The organism is Clostridium sp. J1101437_171009_A5 (genome assembly GCF_015547905.1).
GTDB lineage: Bacteria > Bacillota > Clostridia > Oscillospirales > Oscillospiraceae > Pseudoflavonifractor_A > Pseudoflavonifractor_A gallinarum.
Map to the genome: position 1 here is coordinate 1 of NZ_JADMVY010000037.1, position 1,844 is coordinate 1,844.

The window sequence follows — 1,844 nt, forward strand, 5'->3', positions numbered from 1 at the left end:
CATTTTAGGAAAGCTGTCCGACAGCAGATACGCCACTCTGGACGCTCAATACGAAAAGGAACAGTCCGAGCTTACCGCTGAAGTCTCTGTTCTGGAAAAGGCTGTCAAGAGCTATGAGAAGCACGAAAAGGACGCTGATCGTTTTATCGCTCTGATTGACAAGTACGAGAACTTCGACAAGCTGACCATTGCCATGCTCAACGAGTTTATCGAGAAAATCCTTGTGCATGAGCGTGACCGCAAAGGCAGTATACAGACCACACAGGAGGTCGAGATTTACTTCAATTTTGTCGGTCGATTTGTTCCCCCGGCGTTTGGTGAAGTGGAGCTTACCCCGGAGGAATTAGAGGAAATCCGCAAGCGTGAGGAACGCAAGGACAGGCTTCATCAGAACTACTTGAAGCGGAAAGCCAGCGGAGCGCAGAAGCGATACGAGGACAAAATCAAGGGGAGAAAAAAAGCAGAAATCGAAGCCAAGAAAGCCGCCATTCGTGCGGAGGACATTGCAAAGGGCGTGTTCGTCCCTGTCAGCAGTTTACCGCAAAGAGAGCCGATGAAAGGAGTACAAACAGCATGAATATCACTTACACACAGAACGGCGATTATCTTATCCCAAACATCGTTATCCGCAAGACAAAGCCCCTCGGACACTACGGCAGACTTCGCAAAGCATATTTGGAAATGCGCCGCCCGATACTGTTCAATGAGCTGGTGCTATCCGACAAGCTCTTTGAGCATTGCGCCGAGATTGACGAAGCGGCACGAAACCGCATGGAGCTGATCGTGCGGTCACTGGCAAAGCAGTACGGCGTGACCGAACAGCTGAAAGCCGAAAACCAAATGGAATGGGTGCGGCAGATGAACGCTTGCAAGGCACAGGCAGATGAGATTGTGAAAGCGGAATTGATTTATGATTGAGTGAGAAAGTCCGGGCAGAAAACCGTCCGGACTTTTCTCATACAGTCCAAAGTTGCGGTAGAATTGTTCACAGTTTTATGGTATAATTTGAATACGAAATTGAGAAACAAATCGGAATTTGTAAAGGAGGATTTACAATGAAGAAAATTGGATTAGGTATTGCAATACTACTCTTTGCCATTATAATTTCTCTTTGCTCATCAGGAATGGGGCTGCTCGTTATCGGAATTGGGATTGTAGGATTGATTTTTTCAATCATAGGATTTATGGAACGCAAGTAAAATAACTTCAAGTTTGTCGAGAAGTTAAGCCGGAGCAAATCCCTTTAGGAACTAAAGGGCGCACTTCTATACTCTCTTGTCGAGAGTATTGTGCGTCCTGCGGAGCTTCATTCTCTGTCAGCAGAAAGAAACTGCATGACCGAGGATGTTTCGTCACTTCGTTCCGTCAAGGGAGCTACACTCCCTTGCGACGCTTGTGCGTCTATCCCTTGTGGACTTGCCGTCCGCAAACAGCATGAAATGCTGTTCGCCGCCAGCAAGTTTGAAAAAACTGAATACCGAAAAACTGACCGTTGACTGGTCGCAATGTGCGAAAAGTTGACGGTCTTTTTTTATCCCCAAAATCAAAAAAAGGAGGTCAATCACAATGACAAAACCGAAAACTCTTGAACAGCTCCGAGCCGAAAAGGAACGAGCCGAGACGCAGCTTGCACAGGAGAAGCACAAGCTCAACCGTCTTGAGAACAGAAAGAAGTATCTGGAGAAAGGCGAGCGCACCAAGCGCACCCATCGTCTTTGCAATCTGGGCGGCACGGTTGAGAGCCTTGCCCCGGAGGTCAAAGATCTCACACGCACCGAAATGACAGAGCTGATGGAACACATCTTTTCTCTGTCCGAAGTCCAGCGAGCCGTCCGTCACATGGC

The 1,844-nt window shown here is 47.9% G+C and carries 4 protein-coding genes; all 4 read left to right on the plus strand.

Features of this window, described 5'->3' with window-relative positions; genetic code table 11:
* Positions 1–577 (plus strand): DUF4368 domain-containing protein (locus I2C21_RS17370; protein WP_195279890.1); only part of this gene is annotated, 577 nt, incomplete at its 5' end.
* Entirely contained in the window at positions 574–918 is a 345-nt protein-coding gene (locus I2C21_RS17375) for a TnpV protein (protein WP_117718978.1), read from the plus strand. The genes I2C21_RS17370 and I2C21_RS17375, both read left to right, overlap by 4 nt.
* Before the next feature lie 137 nt (positions 919–1,055).
* Positions 1,056–1,199, plus strand: a complete 144-nt coding sequence (locus tag I2C21_RS17380) for a hypothetical protein (RefSeq protein ID WP_164979630.1) — start codon at positions 1,056–1,058, stop codon at positions 1,197–1,199.
* A gap of 367 nt (positions 1,200–1,566) precedes the next feature.
* A partial coding sequence (locus tag I2C21_RS17385) for a DUF3847 domain-containing protein (RefSeq protein ID WP_195279891.1) occupies positions 1,567–1,844 on the plus strand: 278 nt, incomplete at its 3' end.